At 71.9% G+C, this 19075-nt stretch carries 16 protein-coding genes and 3 pseudogenes; 5 read left to right on the top strand and 14 right to left on the bottom strand.

Features of this window, described 5'->3' with window-relative positions; translation table 11 throughout:
* Nucleotides 1-411: pseudogene (locus ACFVH0_RS35645) on the bottom strand (transposase); the annotation flags it as partial.
* A gap of 256 nt (nucleotides 412-667) precedes the next feature.
* On the opposite strand from ACFVH0_RS35645, the gene ACFVH0_RS35640 reads away from it, so the two are divergent.
* A complete protein-coding gene (locus tag ACFVH0_RS35640) occupies nucleotides 668-1057 on the top strand; it encodes a hypothetical protein (RefSeq protein ID WP_385827113.1) in 390 nt (129 codons plus the stop codon).
* Nucleotides 1058-2146: 1089 nt separating this feature from the next.
* Nucleotides 2147-2362 (top strand): hypothetical protein, encoded by a 216-nt coding sequence (locus ACFVH0_RS35635; protein ID WP_385827111.1) that lies wholly within the window; start codon nucleotides 2147-2149, stop codon nucleotides 2360-2362.
* Between the two features lie 519 nt (nucleotides 2363-2881).
* Here ACFVH0_RS35635 and ACFVH0_RS35630 read toward each other — a convergent pair.
* Nucleotides 2882-3160: pseudogene (locus tag ACFVH0_RS35630) on the bottom strand (macro domain-containing protein); the annotation flags it as partial.
* Nucleotides 3161-3186: 26 nt separating this feature from the next.
* Entirely contained in the window at nucleotides 3187-4602 is a 1416-nt protein-coding gene (locus ACFVH0_RS35625; RefSeq protein WP_385827109.1) for a phytoene desaturase family protein, read from the bottom strand.
* Between the two features lie 87 nt (nucleotides 4603-4689).
* Between ACFVH0_RS35625 and ACFVH0_RS35620 the strand changes: the two genes are divergently transcribed.
* Nucleotides 4690-5553, top strand: coding sequence for a nucleotidyltransferase domain-containing protein (locus ACFVH0_RS35620; protein WP_385827107.1), 864 nt, complete (start codon nucleotides 4690-4692; stop codon nucleotides 5551-5553).
* 53 nt (nucleotides 5554-5606) lie between these two features.
* On the opposite strand, the gene ACFVH0_RS35615 is transcribed toward ACFVH0_RS35620, so the two are convergent.
* On the bottom strand, nucleotides 5607-6071 hold the full coding sequence (locus ACFVH0_RS35615) for a MarR family winged helix-turn-helix transcriptional regulator (RefSeq protein WP_385827105.1): 465 nt from the start codon (nucleotides 6069-6071) through the stop codon (nucleotides 5607-5609).
* 39 nt (nucleotides 6072-6110) lie between these two features.
* On the opposite strand from ACFVH0_RS35615, the gene ACFVH0_RS35610 reads away from it, so the two are divergent.
* Complete coding sequence (locus ACFVH0_RS35610) at nucleotides 6111-6989, top strand: SDR family NAD(P)-dependent oxidoreductase (RefSeq protein WP_385827104.1); 879 nt, start codon at nucleotides 6111-6113, stop codon at nucleotides 6987-6989.
* Between the two features lie 16 nt (nucleotides 6990-7005).
* On the opposite strand, the gene ACFVH0_RS35605 is transcribed toward ACFVH0_RS35610, so the two are convergent.
* The 10 genes from ACFVH0_RS35605 to ACFVH0_RS35560 form a co-directional block, all read right to left on the bottom strand.
* A complete protein-coding gene (locus tag ACFVH0_RS35605) occupies nucleotides 7006-7833 on the bottom strand; it encodes an inositol monophosphatase family protein (protein ID WP_385827102.1) in 828 nt (275 codons plus the stop codon).
* Between the two features lie 63 nt (nucleotides 7834-7896).
* Nucleotides 7897-9702: a gamma-glutamyltransferase family protein gene (locus tag ACFVH0_RS35600; RefSeq protein ID WP_385827100.1), complete on the bottom strand. Its 1806-nt coding sequence runs from the start codon at nucleotides 9700-9702 to the stop codon at nucleotides 7897-7899.
* Between the two features lie 59 nt (nucleotides 9703-9761).
* Nucleotides 9762-10736, bottom strand: coding sequence for an ABC transporter ATP-binding protein (locus ACFVH0_RS35595; RefSeq protein WP_385827147.1), 975 nt, complete (start codon nucleotides 10734-10736; stop codon nucleotides 9762-9764).
* A gap of 65 nt (nucleotides 10737-10801) precedes the next feature.
* Nucleotides 10802-11917 carry an ABC transporter ATP-binding protein gene (locus tag ACFVH0_RS35590; protein ID WP_385827098.1) on the bottom strand — a complete coding sequence of 372 codons (1116 nt, stop codon included), beginning with the start codon at nucleotides 11915-11917 and terminating at the stop codon, nucleotides 10802-10804.
* Nucleotides 11914-12807 carry an ABC transporter permease gene (locus ACFVH0_RS35585; RefSeq protein WP_385827096.1) on the bottom strand — a complete coding sequence of 298 codons (894 nt, stop codon included), beginning with the start codon at nucleotides 12805-12807 and terminating at the stop codon, nucleotides 11914-11916. Before ACFVH0_RS35585 ends, ACFVH0_RS35590 begins: the two co-directional genes overlap by 4 nt.
* Complete coding sequence (locus ACFVH0_RS35580) at nucleotides 12804-13757, bottom strand: ABC transporter permease (protein WP_259929533.1); 954 nt, start codon at nucleotides 13755-13757, stop codon at nucleotides 12804-12806. Before ACFVH0_RS35580 ends, ACFVH0_RS35585 begins: the two co-directional genes overlap by 4 nt.
* On the bottom strand, nucleotides 13754-15337 hold the full coding sequence (locus ACFVH0_RS35575) for an ABC transporter substrate-binding protein (protein ID WP_385827094.1): 1584 nt from the start codon (nucleotides 15335-15337) through the stop codon (nucleotides 13754-13756). Before ACFVH0_RS35575 ends, ACFVH0_RS35580 begins: the two co-directional genes overlap by 4 nt.
* A gap of 151 nt (nucleotides 15338-15488) precedes the next feature.
* Entirely contained in the window at nucleotides 15489-17483 is a 1995-nt protein-coding gene (locus tag ACFVH0_RS35570; RefSeq protein ID WP_385827092.1) for a hypothetical protein, read from the bottom strand.
* 184 nt (nucleotides 17484-17667) lie between these two features.
* A complete protein-coding gene (locus tag ACFVH0_RS35565) occupies nucleotides 17668-18018 on the bottom strand; it encodes a Zn-ribbon domain-containing OB-fold protein (RefSeq protein ID WP_385827090.1) in 351 nt (116 codons plus the stop codon).
* 152 nt (nucleotides 18019-18170) lie between these two features.
* On the bottom strand, nucleotides 18171-18842 hold the full coding sequence (locus tag ACFVH0_RS35560; protein WP_385827145.1) for a TetR family transcriptional regulator: 672 nt from the start codon (nucleotides 18840-18842) through the stop codon (nucleotides 18171-18173).
* A 149-nt stretch (nucleotides 18843-18991) separates the two neighbouring features.
* Between ACFVH0_RS35560 and ACFVH0_RS35555 the strand changes: the two are divergent.
* Nucleotides 18992-19075: pseudogene (locus ACFVH0_RS35555) on the top strand (electron transfer flavoprotein subunit beta); the annotation flags it as partial.

Raw genomic sequence — 19075 nt, 5'->3', positions numbered from 1 at the left:
CTTCTTGCCGGCGTCGATGCCCGGGCCGGTGGCGGGGACGCTGGTGGAGGTCTTGACGCTCTGGGCGTCGATCACGCAGGCCGTTGGCTCGGTGTCCCGGCCTTCCTTCTCTCGTAGAAGCTGCCGGAGCAGGCCGTTGAGCTGGGCGAACACGCCCTCGTCGGCCCATTTGGAGAAGTAGCCGCAGACGGTGTTCCAGTGCGGGAAGTCGTGCGGGAGGTACCGCCACTGGACCCCGGTGCGGTCCACGTACAAGATCGCGTCCATGATGTCGCGCAGGTCGTGCTCGGGCGGCCGGCCGAAAGCCAGGGCCCTGCCGCGGCGCTCGAAGCGCCACGCGGTCAGGACCGGCTCGATCAACTTCCAGCGGGCATCGGACAGATCACTCGGATACGGACGTCGCTTCGGCATGCTTCCGGCGTACCGCGCCGGACCGAGTGCGCCCAGGCGCACAGCGATGGCGACGGAAGCACCCGACCGCGGAGACCGGACATCCTGGGATGACACAGGAGCACGTAGCCTTCCGCCCCATCCGCAACTCCACCCGCCCCGCAGGCATCGACCGCCTCCACAACCTCGCCTGCACCGCACCCCAACACTCCGAGGATCCGCTAATAAGCGGGCAGTTCAGATAAAAACGACCTCTAAGACCGCCAGGGGGTTGTCCATGGAGAATGATCCCCTCATGGACAGAGTTGTTGATCTTGACGAGGCGGCTGCCGCTCTAGCTGAGCGGACTGCGGGCTGGACGTCGGCTGGGCTTGAAGTGGGCCCGGTGACCTGGAGGGGTGCAGACGCCCCCTGGCCTCAGCCACTGGAGACCGACAGAGATCGGGTTCGTGATCCGGACTCGGTTGGCATGGTTGTATCCGGTCCGGCGGAGGCTGTGCTGTCGGTTGTACTGTTCCGTGGTGGCTGGGCCGATGTGGACTTCGTCGCTGACCTCGACGACGCTGGTTGCCTGCCAGCCTCGGGAATTACCTCGCCGTCGAACTTCGTGACCCGAATGGATCAGTGGGTCACTCGTGTCTTTGGGAGCCTCGGCAGTGGTGAATGAGGGCCGCGCCGCCTTGGTGCACGTGGAACCAGGCGATCTCGGCCCTGAAATAACAGGCGTTCTCGGAACTCGTCTGCAGGCCACACGCCGCCCTGAACACCGATCGCCTCCCAACTTTCGTCCCCACCAGAGAAGCGTGATGACCCTCCCCAACTCGGACAACCGGCGTCCCGCGCAACGGAGTCCAGGGCAGGATGCCCCCTCATGGCTATAGCAGGCCCCCCATGGAACTCCACGCATCCCGCTGAATTTCGGGCGCCAGCGGCATGGACAAGGGTGCACTGCGTCAGTAGGACCGAGCAGGGGGCGGTCAGGTGGTTTCAGCGTCGAACCGGGTGACGGCTTTCTCGACGGCCTGGGCCTTGATGCGGGCAGTGGCGTCCCTGTACTCGTCTAATGTCACGGTCAAGGCGTCGACTCTGCCGTCGGGCGTGATGTAGGCGAACACGGCGGCGTCGGCGGGTGCGGACGTCGCCGCACGGCTTCCGGTCGAAGTCCCACGGCACCAGGGAGGCATCCGTCCAGGAGCCCGTCCGTGACACCGCAAACGGGGTGCTCTCGGCGGACCACTGCCACGATCCGGTCGGCCACCTCGCGCTGAGGTAGGGCGGCGAACCTCTTGAACCCTTGGACAAGCGGGCGCGTCCCGCAGTCTGGTCGGTGATCCGCCAGGCACTCGGGCGATACCGGTTGGCCTCGCCTCAGGTCGCGGTGGTCTCCTTGGTCCCTCGTAGGTCCGATCCTCCCATTCGGCGGTGCGGGATGTCCTGGGATTCTGTCAGTCACTGACCACCAGACCGGATGCGCTGCTTCACGTGTTTCTGGTGTTGTCGCGCTCCGTCCCCCACCGTGCCTGAAATGCCGTGCGGTTGAACTCGGATGTGGGGCGACCACAACCCCACTTCGGGCCCGCGCTCGGTGGGGTTGGTCCGCAGCATCGTAGGGCGGCGCCGCAACCCGCCTACCCGGTCGGTGAGCGTGTTGATGCAGTGGTCCAGGCCGAGACAGACGACGGCGTCGCCTTCAGCCAGATCTGCCGCCCGGAAGCCGAGCTCGGCATCCTCGACTGACCAGGAGCATCCTGAAGGCATGAACGCTGCTCCCACAGTCGTGCACCCACCGTCGCCGACCGGCGGACGGCGGGTCACCGTCCGTCAGGGCGGCCTCCTCGGCATTGCCCATCGCGACCACGATGCCGTGGAGTTCCTCCGGCGCGCCGGTCTGGAAGACACGGAGACGCTGCTCGATGATCCACACTGGGTGGAGTGGCGCGACGGAAGAGCGCACGAGTATGAAGCCGCATGAGGCGCCGAGGTACCTTACGTCGCCGGCCAGGGCCCGTAGCCAGCTGCAATGGCTGCGTCGCCCTTGAGATCGAGCCCCGTTCGAAGCCCCGCACGGGCCTGCGCACAGCCCACCCCGGCAGCAGGGCACGGCCGTCAAACCTCCCCAGAAGGCCCGACCATGATCGCTTTACAAGCCCGCAACCTGTACGGCCCCAGCCATTCCGCCATGGCCATCACGGCAGTCAGCCTAGCTTTCAAGCCAGTTGAGATGACCTCTTATCTGGGTGGGGCAGGGTAGCCGCTGCCCCTTGGGCTGGGCCGAGGCAGTGCTGAGCCGTAGCAGGCAACGCGTAGTGATCAGCAGCCGGTTGTGGAGTTTGTGTGGACCGGCCGCCGCCACACTCGTGATCACGTCGAGCAACGGGACTCTCCCCGGGGCCATGCCCATGAGGGCATCTCCGTCGAACGGCCACAGGGCCCACGACCGCCGTTCTGGCCAGTCACGGGCCCAGGGCCTGGGGACTCAGGATGGATCAACGCTCCAGACCGGGCCGACGGTGTGGACCACCCACCGCGCGTCGAGCGCTCCCGCGGTGGTGGCGACGGCCCGGCCGGTGCGCAGGCCCTTTCCGTACTGCGACGCGCGCAGCTCCCGGCACGCGGCGAGGATCTCCGGGCCGCCCCGGCGGTGGATCGCTCCGTCGACCCCGCCTCCGCCGAGCAGGGAGGAGTTCGCCGCGTTGACGATGACATCGGCGGACTGCCGGGTGATGTCGCCGCGGACCAGGGTGACGGTCACGCCCTCGGGTGTACGCATGCGGACCATCATGCCTCGTGCGGCTCTCAGGCCGCCCGCAGGCGCCGCCAGACCGCCTTCGCCGCGTGGTGGCCCGACATTCCGTGCACTCCGGGGCCGGGCGGGGTGGCGGAGGAGCAGAGGAACACCGCGGGGTGCGCCGTCGCGTACGGGACGCGGGCGAGCTTGGGGCGCAGCACCGTCTGGAGGCCCGCGAAGGCGCCGCAGGCGATGTCGCCGCCGACATAGTTGGCATTGCGCGCCGCGAGCTCGGGCGGTCCCGCCACAGCGCGGGCGAGCACCAGGTCGCGGAAGCCGGGGGCGAAGCGGTCCAGCTGCCGTTCGATGACGTCGGTGGCATCGCCCTCCCAGCCCGACGGAACGTGTCCGTACACCCAGAAGACGTGCCGGCCCTCGGGTGCGCGGGACGGGTCGACCAGGCTGGGCTGTGCGGTGATCAGGAACGGCACGCTGGGGTCGCGGCCGGTCACGGCCGCCGTCAGCGCGGCGTCGATCTCGCCGGCCGTGGGGCCGATGTGGACGGTGCCGGCCCGCCGGGCTTCCCCGGAGGTCCAGGGGACGGGGCCCGAGAGGGCGTAATCGATCTTGAAGCAGGACGCGCCGTACCGGTAGCCGCGGTAGGCGTGGCCCAGTCCGGCGATCCGGGCGAGGGCGGTCGGCGAGGTGTCGAAGATGTAGGCGCGGGCGGGCGGCAGCTCGTCCAGACGCTTGACCTCCGTGCCGGTACGGATCGCGCCGCCCTGTTCGCGTAGGTACGAGGCGAGGGCGTCGGAGATGGCCTGCGATCCGCCGCGCGGCACGGGCCAGCCCTTCTCGTGGGCCGCCAGCGCGAAGAGCAGGGCGATCCCGCCGGTCGCCACGCCGCTGGTGGGCGCTATGGCATGGGCGGCGAGCCCGGCGAACAGGCCGCGCGCCTTGGCACCGCCGAAGCGGCGGGAGAGCAGCGACGCGGGCTGGAGCGCGTCGAGACCGAATCGCACCCAGCGGTAGGGGTCATGGGGCAGCCCGTCCCACGGGGTGCGCAGGAAGTCCTGGGCGAGGGTGTCCCAGTGGCCGAGGTAGGGCGCGACCAGCCTGCGGTAGGCACCCGCGTCCCGGGGCCCCAGCGACATGGCGCTCTCCCCCACCGAAGCGGTGAGCACGGCGGCCGTGCCGTCCGGGAACGGGTGGGCGAGCGCCAGCTCGGGCTGGAGCCACTCCAGGCCGTGCCGGGCGAGCGGCATCGCGTCGAACGCGGGTGAGCCGATGCCCAGCGGGTGGACGGCGGAACAGGGGTCGTGGCGGAATCCGGGGAGGGTGAGCTCCTCGGTACGGGCACCGCCTCCGACGGTGTCCTGCGTTTCGAAGACCTCCACGGCGAAGCCGCGGCGGGCCAGTTCGGCCGCGGCGGTCAGTCCGTTGGGGCCCGCCCCCACGACGACTGCATCGAGCATCGACGGCACCTTCGGACTCCTTCGTCAGCCGACGGCCAGGGCACCCAGGATATTCCGAGGCACCGACAGCGCGGTCGCGGGTATCGTCGCCGAGCGATGAACACACCGAACCCCCAGGCCGCGCCCGCGACGGCCGACGGAGCAGCCCTGCCCGCCCGTATCGCCGGCATGGCCGCCCGGCTCACCGCGGTGCCCGGCATCCGGGCCGTCGCACTGGGCGGCAGCCGGGCCCGTGGCACCCACCGTCCGGACTCCGACTGGGACCTGGGCCTGTACTACCGCGGCACCCCCGACGTGGCCGCGCTGACCGCGCTGGCCTCCGAAGTACAGGGTTCCCCCGTCGAGGTCGCCGGTCCCGGCGGGTGGGGGCCGTGGGTCAATGGCGGGGCCTGGCTGCGGGTGGACGGCGTACCGGTGGACTGGATCCTGCGCGATCTGGACCGGGTGGAGGCGGTCTGGGCCGACTGCCGCGAGGGGCGCTTCGAAGTGGGCGTGCAGCCGGGACACCCACTCGGGTTCTGGTCCCCCGCCTACCCCGGCGAGGTCGCACTGGGACGCGTGATCGCGGACCCGCAAGGGGAGTTGACGGCGCTTCAGGAACAGGTCCGGGACTATCCGGAGGCGCTGCGCACCGCGCTCGTCGAAGCCGCCTGGGAGGCGGAGTTCTCGGTGGAGGCCGCACGCAAATCGGCTCCCGGCGGGGACACGCTCCATGTCTCGCTGTGCCTGTCGCGGGCGTTCGGCATCCTCGCCCAGTCCCTCCACGCCCACCACCGCACCTGGTGCCTGAACGAGAAGGGCGCGTCCGCGGCGGCTGCCGCACTGCCTGACACCCCGGCGCGGTACACCGAGCGGATCGGCGAGGCGCTGCGGGGCCTGGACCCGGCGGCGGTGGAGCGGGCCGCGGAGCTGGTACGGGATGCTCGGTCGGCCCTCGGGCCGGGCGGCGCGGAGGGCTGAGGCGGGGCGGGACCGCTGCCGGCCGCCGGACCGGCCGCCCGCGCCCCGGCCGCTCAGTCCCGCCGGATGGCCGTGCCGCAGCGCGCGAGCAGGGCCCGCAGGGTGTCCCGTTCCTCCGGGGTGAACTCGTCGGCGAGCCGGCGCTCGATCCGTACCGCCTGCTCGTCGGCGAGCCGGAGCGTTTCGCGGCCGGCGTCGGTGAGCCGGGTCTCCAGCATCTTCTGATGCCACTGGTGCGCCGAGCGGACGACCAGGCCGCGCTCTTCGAGGTGTTTCAGTACCGCCGCCATCGCCTGCGGTGTGACCAGGCATGTCCGCGCCAGTGCGGCGCCCGAGATCCCGGGGTTGCCGGCGAGGGCGAACAGTGCCGCGTACTGGGCGACGGTGAGTCCCGCGCCCTTGAGGGCGGCGCTCTTGGCCGCCATGAGGGCTTGCTCCGTGCGCTTGATGTCCGCGCCCAGGCGTTCGTCGGCGGTCATTCCCATGGCGGCGAGCGTACAGGCACGCTCATCGGTCAAGTCTGGATGTTGCATCAAGGTCTTGATATAACTCAATCCATGGACACTCGCTCGACGGAGAACCGCGCCACGGAGTCCACTGCCGCGCGGGCCCGGCCGGATTCCGCCTTCGACAAGACCGTTCTGGTCACCGGCGCCACCCAGGGCATGGGCCGCCACCTCGCACTCGACCTGGCCCGCCGGGGCGCGACGCTGCTGCTGCACGGCCGGGACCGGGCACGGCTGGACGGAGCCGCCGCCGAGGTGCGTGCGGCCGGGTCCGGAGCCGCTGTGCGGACATATCTCGCGGACCTGGCCGACCTGGACCAGGTCCGGGCGATGGCCGCCGAGGTGCGCGAGCGGGAACCCCGGCTGGACGTCCTGGTCAACAATGCCGTGGCGGGTGGCGGCGCCGCGCCGCTCCGGCGCGAGTCGAGCCGTCAGGGTCATGAACTCCGGTTCGCGGTCAACCACTTGGCGCCCTTCCTGCTGACCCGTGAGCTGTTGCCGCTGCTCACCGCGTCGGCGCCCGCCCGGGTGGTCAATGTGGCCTCGATCGGCCAGGCGCCCGTCGATTTCGACGACGTGATGATGGAGCGCGGCTACGAGGGGCTGGAGGCGTACTGCCGCAGCAAGCTCGCGCTGATCATGTCGACCTTCGATCTGGCGGACCGGATCGCGGGCAGCGGGGTCACGGTCAATGCCCTGCACCCGGCGCATCTGATGGACACCCGGGGCGTGCGGGAGTACGGGCTCACGCCGGCCGTCCCGGTCGAGGAGGGCGTACGCCCCACCGTCCGGCTGATCACCGATCCGGCCCTCGCCGGTGTCACCGGCAGATACTTCGACCGGTTCACGGACACGCCCGCCCATGAGCAGGCGTACGACCCTCGGGCCCGTGCCCGGCTCGCGGCGCTGACCCGCGAACTCCTCGCCTGACCGGGGTCGCGCCCGGTCAGGCTCCGCCGCGGAGCGCCCGAAGGACGCGTTCGACGGTCGCCCCGTCGCGGGCCGCCGTGAACGGCAGGGTGTTGCCGCCGGTGATGCGGAAGGGCGCCCCGGAGAGGGTGGCCTGGGCGCCGCCCGCCTCGGCGACCAGCAGCAGCCCCGCCGCGTGGTCCCAGGCGTACTCCCAGTTGAAGGCCACCGCGTCCTGCTCGCCGAGGGCCACGTAGAGGTATTCGAGCCCCGCCGAACCGCAGGGCCTGGCCTCGATCCCCTCGGTGCGCAGGCCGAGCAGGGCGCGCTTCTGGGCGTCGGTGGTGTAGTCGGGGTGCGACATCGCCACGTGCAGCACGGACCCGGGGTCGGGCGAGCCGGAACGTATCGGCTCGCCGTCGAGGGTGGCGCCGCGGCCGCGGACCGCGATCGCCATCTCGTCCAGGGCCGCCGCGTACGTCCACGAGGCCAGGAGTTCGCCGCGGTGGGCGAGGGCGACCAGGGTGCAGAAGCCCGGCTCGCCGCGGACGAACTGCCGGGTGCCGTCGACCGGGTCGACGATCCACACGGGGGCGTCGCCGCCCAGCGCGTCGTACACCCGCGGGTCGGCGTGGACCGCCTCCTCGCCCACGACGACCGAGCCCGGCAGCAGCTCGGTCAGCGAGGCGGTGAGGTGTTCCTCGGCGAGGCGGTCGGCGGTGGTGACGAGGTCGTGCGGGCCGCTCTTCTCGACAATCTCGTGCGCGGCGAGCTGCCGGAAGCGGGGCATGATCTCGGCGGCGGCCGCTGCGCGTACCGCCGCCTCGACCTCGGTCAGGTCTCCGGCCAGGAATTCATCGATCATGCCCCCAGCCAATCACGTCCCGCCGGAACCCCGACGACCCGGTCATGTCGGGGAAGTGGCCGCTCAGCGTCCTACGGCGTACCCCTGCATGCCGCGCGGGTTGGCGGCCGCGGACAGCACCCCGGTCTCCGGGTCGCGGGCCACAGCACACATCCGGCCCTCGGACCAGGGGTCGCCGACGGTGACGTCATGGCCCCGGCGGCGCAGCTCCTCGACGACCTCCGGGTCCATGCCCGCCTCGACAGTGACGCTGCCGGGGCGCATCCCGCGCGGGAAGAAGGAACCCGGGAAGCTGTCGTTGTGCCAGTTCGGGGCGTCGATGGCGCCCTGGAGGTCGAGTCCGCCGCGGACCTCGGCGCGCAGCGCCACCGCCAGGAAGAAGTGCACCTGCCACTGGTCCTGCTGGTCGCCGCCGGGGGTGCCGAACGCCATGACCGGGACGCCGTCGCGCAGAGCGAGGGACGGGGTGAGGGTGGTGCGGGGGCGGCGGCCGGGGGTGAGGGAGTTCGGCAGGCCCTCGTCCAGCCAGGCCATCTGGAGCCGGGTGCCGAGCGGGAAGCCCAGCTCCGGCACGACCGGGTTGGACTGGAGCCAGCCGCCGCTGGGGGTGGCGGAGACCATGTTGCCCCAGCGGTCGACCACATCGACGTGGCAGGTGTCGCCACGGGTCGTGCCGTCCTTGGCGACGGTCGGCTCGCCGACGCCCGCCGTCGGAATACCCATGGCGTCGAAGCCGCTCTCGCCGGCTGCGACCGCGTGGGCGTGGCCGCTGAGCACCGGGGTGCGGCCGTCCGGGCTGCCGGGGCGCAGCTCGTGCGAGGCCTCGGCGGTGATGAGGGCGCGGCGCTCGGCGTTGTACGGCTCCGAGAGCAGGGTGTCCAAGGGTACGTCGGTGGCGTCGCCGTACCAGGCCTCGCGGTCGGCCATGGCGAGCTTGCAGCCCTCGATGAGCAGGTGGACGTAGTCGGCGCTGCCGTACCGGGGCAGTTCGGCGGGGAGCAGGGCGAGCTGCTGGAGGAAGGCGGGGCCCTGGCTCCAGCCCGCCGCCTTGGCGAGTGTCCAGCCGTTCCAGTCGTACGTGGCGGGCGCCTCGTAGGACGCGGACCAGCCGGCCAGGTCGGCGGCGGTGAGGGTGCCGGTGTGGCGGGTGCCGCTGGTGTCCATGGTGGGGCGGGCGGCCTGGCGGACGAGTGCCTCGGCGATGAAGCCCTCGCTCCAGATCTTGCGGGCGACCTCGATCTGGGCGATCCGGTCCGCGCCGCCGGTCTCCTGCGCCTCGGTGATCAGCCGGCGCCAGGTGGCGGCGAGTGCGGGGTTGCGGAACAGCTCGCCCGGCCTGGGTGCCTTGCCGTCGGGCAGGTACACCTCGGCGGAGGACGGCCACTCGGTCTCGAAGAGCTCACGGACGGTCTCCACGGTCTGGCCGACCCGTTCGACGGGGGCGTGGCCGTCCTCGGCGTAGCCGATCGCGTACCGCAGGACCTCGGCGACGGTCTTCGTGCCGTGGTCGCGCAGCAGCAGCATCCAGGCGTCGAAGGCGCCCGGCACGGCCGCGGCGAGCGGTCCGGTGCCGGGGACCAGGTCGAGGCCGAGGGAGCGGTAGTGGGCGACGGTCGCGCCCGCGGGGGCCGGGCCCTGGCCGCACAGCACCCGCACCTCGCCGTCCCTCGGCGCCAGGATCATCGGCACTTCGCCGGCCGGGCCGTTGAGGTGCGGCTCGACGATGTGCAGGACGAATCCGGCGGCGACGGCCGCGTCGTAGGCGTTGCCGCCGTCCTCCAGGACCGCCATCGCGGACTGCGAGGCGAGCCAGTGGGTGGAGGACACCATGCCGAAGGTTCCCTGGAGGGTGGGCCGGGTGGTGAACACGGATGCGGCTCCTTGCTGCGACGTGCGGAAGGGGTGGATCGGATCGTATGTACGGGAGGTCAGGCGGCGGCGTCCGGGGCGGTGCCGTCGTCGCCGACGAGGTGGCAGGAGACCTGCCGGGTGCCGGGGAGTTCGCGCAGTTCCGGGACCTCGGTGCGGCACCGCTCGGTGGCGAGCGGGCAGCGGGTGTGGAAGCGGCAGCCCGGCGGGGGATCCAGCGGGCTGGGGAGTTCGCCGTGCAGCACGATGCGTTCGCGGGAGCGCTGCTCGACCGGGTCGGGGACCGGGGCGGCGGACAGGAGTGCCTGCGTGTAGGGGTGCTTCGGGGCGGCGAACAGCTCGGCGGTCGGGGCCTGTTCGACGATCTGCCCGAGGTACATCACGGCGATGCGGTCGGCGAGGTATTCGACGGCGGCCAGGTCGTGGGTGATGAACAGGCAGCCGAAGCCGCGGTCTCGCTGGAGGTCCGCGAGCAGGTTGAGCACGGACGCCTGCACGGAGACGTCGAGCGCGGAGGTCGGTTCGTCGGCGACGACGAGGTCGGGGTCGCAGGAGAGTGCGCGGGCGATGGATATGCGCTGGCGCTGCCCGCCGGAGAGTTCGTGCGGGTGACGGTCGGCGTGCTCGGGGCGCAGCCCGACCTGGCCGAGGAGCTGCTCGACCCGGGCCCTCACGTCCGCGCCGCGGTCCCGCCGGTGCAGCTTGATCGGTTCGGCGATGATCTGACCGATCGTCATGCGCGGGTCCAGCGAGGAGGACGGGTCCTGGAAGACCAGGTGGAAGTCCTTGCGCAGCGGGCGCAGGGCGCGGCGGGAGAGGTGGGTGACGTCGGTGCCGTTGATGTGGACGGTGCCGCCGGTGGGCTCGTCGAGGCGTACGACGCAGCGGCCGACGGTCGACTTGCCGCTGCCGGACTCGCCGACGAGGCCGACGACCTCTCCGCGTCCGATGGTGATGGAGACGCCGTCCACGGCGCGGACGGTGCCGCCGCCGGAGGCGGCGAAGTGCCGCTCCAGGGAGTCGATCCGCAGCACGGGGGGCTGCCGGCGCGAGGAGTCCCGGTCGCTGTCGCGCGGTGCGGGGACGGTCTGCGGGGTGGTCACTCTCCGGCCTCCTGGTCGGGTCGCGCGGCGGCGGACGCTGCGCCGGTCGCTTCGGTGGCGGCCGGTCCGGCGGTGCCGGACCGCTCGTCGGCGCCGTAGGGGTGCCGGCACGCCACCCGGTGCCGGGCGTCCGCGCCCGCCTTCGGGCCGATGGACCTGAAGGCGGGGCGGCTGCCGGTGCAGGTGTCGTCGGCGCGGCCGCACCGGGGTGCGAAGGTGCAGGCGTCCGGCTGGCTGTCGAGGCTCGGCACCAGTCCGGGGATCTCCGGCAGCCGTCGCTTGCCCTCGCCGCCCGGCCGCAGCACGGCGCCGAGCAGCCCGCGGGTGTACGGGTGGCGGGCGGAGCCGAACAGGTCGTGGACCGGGGCCTGTTCGACGGTCCGGCCCGCGTACATCACCAGTACCCGGTCCGCCGCGTCGGCCACCACCCCGAGGTCGTGGGTGACCAGGACGATCGCCGTGCCGAGCCGTTCGCGCAGCGACTGGAGGACCTCCAGGATCCCCGCCTGCACGGTGACGTCGAGTGCGGTGGTCGGTTCGTCCGCGATGAGTACGGAGGGGTCGCAGGCGACCGCGATCGCGATCATCACGCGTTGCCGCATGCCGCCGGAGAGCTGGTGCGGGTACTCCTCGACGCGCCGCTGCGGGGCGGGGATGCCGACCAGGCCGAGGAGTTCCACGGCACGTGTCCGGGCTTCCTTCCGGTTCAGCCCCTGGTGTCTGCGGAGCACTTCGCCGATCTGCCGGCCGATGGTGAGGACCGGGTTGAGCGAGGTCATCGGCTCCTGGAAGATCATCGCGATGTCCTTGCCGCGGACCTTCTGGAGCTCCTTCTCGGACGCGCCGGCCAGTTCCCGGCCGCCGAGCCGGATGGAGCCGCCGATCCGCGCGGTGGGCGGCAGCAGCCCCATGACGGCCATCGAGGTGACGGACTTGCCGCACCCCGACTCCCCCACCACGGCGAGGACTTCGCCGGGGAGGAGGTCGTAGGAGACCCCGTCGACGGCGTGCACGGTCCGGGTGTCGGAGCGGAAGGAGACCGACAGGTCACGGACGCTCAGCACCGGTTCGCGCACGGCGCCGGGCGCTGTTTCGAGTACGGCTTCGGTCATCGGGTGCCTCCGCGGGGGTCGAGGACGTCACGCAGTCCGTCGCCGAGCAGGTTGAAGGCCAGCGTCGCCGCGACGATCGCCAGGCCGGGGAAGACGGCGAGCCAGGGCGCGGGCGCCAGGAAGGACTGGGCGCCGGAGAGCATCACGCCGAGGGACGGGGCGGGCGGCTGGACGCCGAGGCCGAGGAAGCTGAGCAGTGCCTCGCCGATGATCGCGGCAGGGATGCCTACGGTCGCCTGGACGATCAGTGCGGAGGTGGCGTTGGGCAGGATGTGCCGGAAGAGCACCGTGCCGTCGCCGCCGCCGTTGACGATGGCCGCCCCGACGTAGTCGACGTGCTTGAGCCGCAGCGTCTCGGCCCGGGTGATCCGGATGACGGCGGGGATCTGCGAGATGCCGATGGCGATGGTGGCGTTGGTGAGCGAGGGGCCGAGGATCGCGGCCAGGCCGACGGCCAGCACCAGGAAGGGGAAGGCCAGCATGGTGTCGGTGAGCCGGGAGACGGCGCTGTCGGTGAGCCTGCCGTAGTAGCCGGCGAGCAGCCCGAGCGGTACGCCGATGACGAAGGCCAGCACGACGGCGACCAGGCCGACCTGCATGGAGGCCCGTGCCCCGTACACGATGCGGGAGAGCTGGTCCCGGCCGAGGTCGTCGGTGCCGAGCCAGTGCGCCGGGCTCGGTCCGGCCAGTACGTTGCCGAAGTCGGGCTGTGCCGGGTCGTACGGGGCGATCAGCGGGGCGAACAGGGCGGCGAGGACGAAGACCGCGGCGATGACGCCGCCGGTGAGGGCGAGCCGGTTCCTGCGCAGGGCCCGCAGCCTGCCGCCGCCGGCCGGCTTCTTCGCGGTGGTCCCCGGTGCGGTGGGGAGCGTCTGGGTCGCTGTGGTCACCGGGCGCCTCCGAGCCTGATGCGCGGGTCGATGACCGAATAGACCACGTCGACCAGCAGGTTGATGAGGATGTACGCGGCGGAGGTGCAGAGCACCACGGCCTGGAGTGTCGCGTAGTCGCGGGTGAAGACGGCGTCGATGGTGAGCTTGCCGAAGCCGGGCAGGACGAAGATCTGCTCGGTGACGACGGCGCCGGAGATCAGATGGCCGAGCTGGAGTCCGAGCACGGTCACCACGGTCACGAGCGAGTTGCGCAGTGCGTGCCCGCCGATCACTGACCGCTTGGAGAGTCCCTTGGCGCGGGCGGTGCGGACGTAGTCGGCGGAGAGCGAGTCGAGCATCGCGGCCCGGGTCTGGCGCATCACCACGGCGGCGAGCCCGGAGCCGAGGACGATCGCGGGCAGCACCATGCGGCGCAGGTTGTCGACCGGGTCGGTGCCGAAGGGTACGTAGCCGGAGGCGGCGAACACCGGTATGGCGATGGCGAATCCGAGGACCAGGACGATGCCGAGCCAGAAGGTCGGGATGGACAGCCCGATCAGCGCGATGACGTTGGCGAGCCACTCCTCGGGCCTGCCGCGCCGCACGGCGGCGACGACTCCGGCGCCGATGCCGAGGACGACGGCGAGCAGCAGGGAGAGCGCGGCCAGTTCCAGGGTGACGGGCAGTGCCTGGCCGATGGCGTCCGCGACCGGGAGTCCGGTACGGGAGGAGGTGCCGAGGTCGCCGGTGAGGGCGTGGCCGATGAACCGTCCGTACTGCACGACGATGTTGTCGTTCAGGCCGTACGCCTCACGGATCGCGGCGAGCGCCTCGGGGCTGCGTTCCTCGCCGGCCAGGGCGAGTGCCGGGTCGCCGGGCAGTGCCCGGATGCCGGCGAAGACCACGACGGAGACGAGGAAGAGCGTGATGAGGGACTGACGCAGCCGCGTCAGCAGGTACTTCGTCATCGGGTGTACCCCGCAGTCTTGACCCGGACCAGTCCGTCGCCGTAGACGCGGACGCCCGCGACGGACTTGGTGGCGACGACATAGTTCTTCTGCCGGTAGAGGTAGATCATGGTGTGGGCGTCCTGGACGCGCCGGGTGAGTTCGTCGTAGATCTCGGTACGGCGGGCCGGGTCGGCGACGGTGCGGCCCTCGTCGATCAGCCGGTCGATCCCGGGGTCGCCGAGGCCGTAGGCGTTCATGGCGCCCGCCGTCCTCAGGAAGTTGGAGACGTTGCCGTCCGGGTCGAGCCGGCCGGACCAGCCGCTGGTGAAGACGTCGTAGTGGCCCGCGTCGGTCTCCGAGAGCATGGTGGCGTACTCGGTGGGCCGCAGTGCGAGATCGAAGCCCGCCTCCTTGACCATGGCCTGGAGGACCTGTCCGACGCGGCCCTGTTCGGGGGTGGTGGAAGTCTTCAGCTCGATCTTCACCGGGGTCTTCACCCCGGCCTCCTCCAGCAGCTTCTTCGCCTTCGCCACATCGCGCTTCGGGCAGTCCTCGGGCGCGACACCGGGAGCGATGGCGGACTGCGGGGAGATCGGGCCACAGGCCGGCTCGTACATGCCCTGGAAGACGACCTTGTTGAGGGTGTCGCGGTCGATGGCCAGCTCGAACGCCTCGCGGACCCGTACGTCGCGGGCGAGCGGGGTGTCGAGCTTCCCCGGCTTCTGGCCGAGCCCGTTCACATTGCCCACGTTGAGGCCGATGCCCTGGTAGCCGAGCGAGGGCGAGTTGAAGAGCTGGAGCCCCGGCTCGGTCAGCGCGCTCTGTACGTCGATGGGGCCCATCTGGTCGCCGATCTGGAGATCGCCCGAGCGCAGGTTGGCCAGCCGGACGTTGCCGTCGGGAATGGGCTTGTAGACGACGCCGTCGAGGTGGACCTTGTCCGCGTCGTAGTAGTTGGGGTCCTTCCTCAGCACGATCCGGTCGCCGCCGACGCGCTCGACGAAGCGGAACGGCCCCACGCAGGAGGGGTGGTTGGTGAAGTTCTTCCCGTACTTCTCGATCGCGGCCGGCGACATCACCATCCCGGCCCGGTCGGCGAGCACCCCGGTGAGCGGGACGTAGGGCTGCTTGAGCCTCATCGTCACGGTGTCCGGGCCGGTGGCCTCGATGGTGCTGACCGGGGCCAGCTCGGTGGCGCGCGCGGAGCCCGGCAGGTCGCGGTGGCGCAGCAGTGAGGCGGCCACGGCCCGGGCGTCGAGCGGGGTGCCGTCGCTGAACTTCGCGTCACGGCGCACCCGCAGGGTGACGGTGCGGCCGTCGGCCGAGGTGGTGGGCAGGGCTGCGGCCAGCTGCGGTACGACGACGCCGTCCTCGTCGATGTCGTAGAGCTTCTCGCACATGCCCGCGAAGACCGTCCGGCCCACGAGGGTCTGGGCGAGGGTGGGGTCGAGTTTGTCCGGGTCGGAGTTGAGAGCGACGGTGAGTGTCCCGCCGTCGCGTACGGACCGTTCGTCGGTTTTCCGCACACCGCCGACCTCGGTCGCCGAGGACTGCAGCGATGTGCAGCCCGAGGTGAGGGACACCAATGCAACTGCCACCAGGGCAACCACTTTTCGGCGCACGAGGGCCTACCTCCCGCCAGGGGTGATCAAGGAATATCGCAGACCGTATTTCGCATACAGTCCGCAGGGCAAGGGGGGTTCCCACATAGCGGACGAATTTTGCTGACGATCGGATAACGGCCGGTCGTCAGGGCAGGGCGAGTACGTCGTCGATCGCGGCCCGGATCGTTTCGTCCTGGAGGATCGCCCGGTAGTCGCGGTACGTCGACAGCGGCCCGTCGAAGCTCCGCACCGTACGCAGGACCGCCCGCGCCGCCCCGGAGACGGTGCCGATCCGGGCGAGGGCGCGCAGCGCGTGGAGGAAGCTGCCGTAGCCGTCGCCGCCGTGGGCGACGGGAGGGAGGTACCCCTCCAGGACGGTCGCGCTCGGCTCCGGTTCACCGGTGATCGACCAGAGCGCGACCGCCGCCCGTGGCCGCAGCCAGGTGTCGCCGGTCTCCATGAGCCGGCGCACCCGGTCGGCGTAGGGCACGGCCGCCGGGCCGAAGTCGCCGAGAAGGTGGACGGGACCGTGGAACGGCTCTTCCCCGGCCAACACCGCCTCGCCGATCAGCCGCAGCGCCGCGTCGTGGTCGCCGCCGAGGCGCCAGGCGGCCCATGCCACCTTCTGGTGGTTGCCGGGGGCGTCGAGGACCGTGCACCGGCGCACCGCGGACTCGGCGGAGGCCGCGGCCGGCCCCATCGCCACCAGCGCGTCGACCGCGGCCAGTGAGTACCGGGCGTCGTCCAGCAGGGCCACCACCTCCGGCAGCGCGGGCGCCGCGGCCGGTCCCCATGCCTGGAGTACGCGAAGGAAGGGGGAGGTCAGCGCGGCGCCCTTGCCGCTGTCACGGAGCAGTTGCCGTATCGCGGGCAGGAGGGCCTCCGCGTGCGCCCGCAGTGGGGCCAGTACGTCCTCGACCTCCGGCAGATGCGGGTCGCCCTGGCAGTACCCCCGGGAGAACTGGTCCTTGTACGGCGCGTACAGCCGCTCGACCAGCTCCGGCAGGGCGCGCCGGTCGCCGATGCGGGTCAGCGCCCAGCGGGCGTGGTCGCCCACGGTGCCCTCGAAGAACTCGTCCTCGCCCGGGTCGTCGAGGAGCGCGGCCAGCTCGTCCGCGTACGGGGCCGCCCGCGCGCCCAGCGCAGCGAGCAGGTGGGCCGCCCGGTACCGCACGCCGTCGTCCGGGTCGGCCAGCAGTGCGCCCGCGCGCGGCAGCAGCGCGGGCGCCGCGGAACGCATCGACACCAGCAGCCGCCACCCCTCGTCCAGCGCGGCCCGGCACAGCGGGGTGTCCCCGGTCCGGCGCGCCGCGTCGACGAGCCGGACGACGAAGGAGAGCGCCGTCCCCGGCGCGCCCTCGAACAGGTGGGCCGTCCAGGAGAGGACGTCCTCACGGTTGAGGGGACCTTCGATGTCCGGTACGTACCAGAGCGCTTCGAACCCCGGACGCGCCGCCGGGTCGGCGAGGGCCTGGACCAGCAGGTCCAGCTCATGGACCGGCGCCCCGGGATCGAACGCGGCCCGGGCGTGCACGGCGGCGACGCGCATGGCGGGCGTGCCGGTCCGCAGCACATCGGCCACGACCTCCCGCACCTGCTGCACCTCCTCGGCCTCGCGGGAGCCGGCCGCGGTGGTTCCGAGCGCGAGCAGCACGGGCAGGCGCACCGTCGGGTCCGTCTCGGCCCGCCACCGCTCCAGCAGCTCACCGACGCCCTTCGCAAGAGGCAGCGCCGCTCTTCGCACCTCGGGCCGGGGGTCCGTCAGCAGCGCCAGAATCCGCGGCCGATGGTGCCGCCATGCCTCGTCCCACTCCGCGTCCGCTTCCGCCTCGCCGGCCTCGGCCGCCGCCCCTGGCAGGCCGGCCAGCAGTTGGACGAGCGTAGGGCGGGCGCCCATGTCCGGATGGCCGGCGAGCGCGACGACGAACGGCAGCGCGGCGGTCGCGACGGCGCTCACGCCCCGGGCGCCCGGGGCGACGCAGTCGAACAGCGGGCCGCAGTCCTCCTCGGCCGCCGCCGCACCCTTGCGCGCCAGGCCCCGCAGGGCGCGCCGCAGCTCCATGGCGAGGTCGTGCCCGAGCGCCGGCTCCAGCCGCTCCCACGGCAGATCGTCCAGCACCTCGACTGCCGTGCGCGCCACGCATCCCCCCGCCAGCCCGGCCGTCCCGCTCCCCGGCGGACATCCTGTCACCACGGCATCCGACGGACACGCCCCGGTCCTTGGGACAGCAGGGGAACGACGTGCAGCCCGTCGTCTGCGGGATGTGCGATGACGGGACCGACGACGCGGTCGCCGGGAGAAGCCGACGGTGACGGTGCGCCGCTCAGAACCAGTCGTCGTCCCTGGGCGGCTCGCAGAGCTCGAAGACCACCTCACCCGTGTCCGGGCCGTCCGCGGCGACGGGGCGTACCCGGGCGCCGACCGACACGCGGTGGGGTGCCGCGCCCACGACACGGCAGCGGAACACGAAGCCTTCGGGGAGGCGGACGAGGGACTCGTTGCGCGCGGCCTGCGTGTAGCGGTGGACGACGCCGGACCTCACCACAACACCCAGGCCGGCGCTGCGTTCGGGCTTCAGGTCGCCCGACGCGCACACCGGGCAGAGCAGCCTGCGGAAGGAGGCCGTGCCGCACCAGCGGCACCGGCTGTACTCCAGGCCGGTTTCCTCATGCACCGTCTGCACGGTGCCACTTGATGACTGGGACACGGTCGACCCCCTGTGCTCGGCTCGGATGCGCCGCACCTGCGCGTCGGCGCGTCCGCACCATAGGGCACTGAGTGCCGAATCGTAAAGACACTCAGTGCCAGATCAGGCCGGACCGGGGCTCAGTCCTGCCCGATGGCCGCCTCGATCTGCTGCACCACACGCCACATCGGAGCGCCCTTGGAGGCGACCATCACCACCACGTCGCCATCCGCCGAGGGCACGGCCGGGCCCCCTTCCGCCTCGCTCCCCCACACCTGATGCACCATCGCGAGGGCGTGGTCGACGGCGGCCTCCGCGTCTCCCTCGCCGCCCGAACGCAGCCAGGTCCGCAGCCCGTTGTTGTGCGCGGCGACCACGGACGCGGCGATCACCTCGGCGCGCAGCGCCCCGTCGCCCGACTCGCCGTACCTGCCGCGCAGATATCCGGCCATCGTCTGCTCGTACCGCCGCACCACGGACAGTTCGTAGGTGCGCAGTCCGGGGACCTCGCGGGTGAGCCGGTACCGCTGGACGGAGAACTCCGGATCGGCGGAGTACATGCGCAGCACCAGCCTGGCCGCGTCGCTCACCGCGTCCACCGGGTCGGCGTCGCCGGCCCGGGCCAGAAACGCGGTCATGTCGGCGAGGCACCGCTCGTGGTCCGGGAAGACCGCGTCCTCCTTGGACGGGAAGTAGCGGAAGAACGACCGGCGCCCGACCCCGGCCCGCGCCACGATGTCGTCCACCGTGGTCCGTTCGAAGCCCCGCTCCAGGAAGAGCTGGAAGGCCGCCTGGGCGAGCACCTCCCGCATCGGTGTCTTCTTCGCCGCTCTGCGCGCGTCAGTCATGCCGGGAACGTAGCACCGGAAGGCGCATTCTGACACCCGGTTCCTTTACAGAGGGTACTGAGTGCCATATTGTCATCCCTACGAACCACACCCAGGTAGGACGGAGAGCCGGCGTGAGCTTGAGGATCGTTGTCTGTGTGAAGTACGTGCCCGACGCCACCGGTGACCGGCATTTCGCCGATGACCTGACGGTGGAC

It is taken from the genome of Streptomyces sp. NPDC127117, assembly GCF_042677325.1.
Classification (GTDB): Bacteria; Actinomycetota; Actinomycetes; order Streptomycetales; family Streptomycetaceae; genus Streptomyces.
Note: the sequence above shows the minus strand (reverse complement) of the source record. Positions and strands in the feature narration are given on the sequence as shown.